Source organism: Gordonia sp. UBA7860, assembly GCF_002500165.1.
In the GTDB taxonomy this organism is placed as follows: Bacteria; Actinomycetota; Actinomycetes; order Mycobacteriales; family Mycobacteriaceae; genus Gordonia; species Gordonia sputi.
On record NZ_DLSO01000146.1, the window covers coordinates 1 to 775 of the forward strand.

Annotated in this window: 1 protein-coding gene; it reads right to left on the bottom strand. The window is 64.9% G+C overall.

Going from position 1 to position 775, the window contains the following annotated elements:
• Nucleotides 1-775, bottom strand: a 775-nt coding sequence (locus B3T59_RS18120; RefSeq protein WP_287004600.1) for an alpha-hydroxy-acid oxidizing protein, incomplete at both ends; no start/stop codon positions are given.

Here is a 775-nt window from a genome sequence, read left to right on the forward strand (position 1 = left end):
CCGGTAGAAGGCGAATCGTGGCGGGAGTGCCGTCGAGGTTGTTACCACCGTGGTTGGAGACCGACAGTGCCGTGGCGCCGATGTCGACGGCGCGCTTGGCGTCGTCGAGCCTCGTGACGCCCTTGACCATGAACGGTCCGTCCCACTGCTCGCGCAGCCACTGCAGGTCGTCCCAGGTGGGCGGCGGGGTGTTCATCCACTCGCCGTAGGCGCCGAAGAACGTCGGTCCCGGCTGTCCCTTGCCCTTGGAGACGTTCGGCGCGGTCAGGTCGGGGATGATGATCTTGCCGTCCTGAATCCAGTCGAGTGCATAGCGTGGCTTGACCGCGATCTCCGGTGCCAGCCGCAGCAGCGCCTTGAAGTCGACCTTCTCAGGGATCTCGGGGCTTCCCCAGTCGCGACCGATGTTGAACACCCAGTCGGTGGTGACGATGAGGCCCTTCGCGCCGGCCTCCTTGGCACGCATGGCGCGGGCGAGGATGTCGTCGCGGCTGCCGAGCCAGTAGATCTGGAAGAAGATCTTGTCGTTGACTGCTGTGACTTCTTCGATCGGGTGAGATGCGAAGCTACTCAACCCCATTGCGGTTCCACGAGCCGCTGCTGCCCGGGCCACCGCGACCTCGCCGTCGGGATCGACGGCTTGCACGCCCGTCGGGGAGATCATCACCGGGAACGAGAGTTCCTGGCCCATGACGGTGGTAGCCAACTCACGATCGGGTTGGGCGCCGACGACATGTGGCGTGTACTCGATCTCGTCGAACGCAGCGACGTTGTC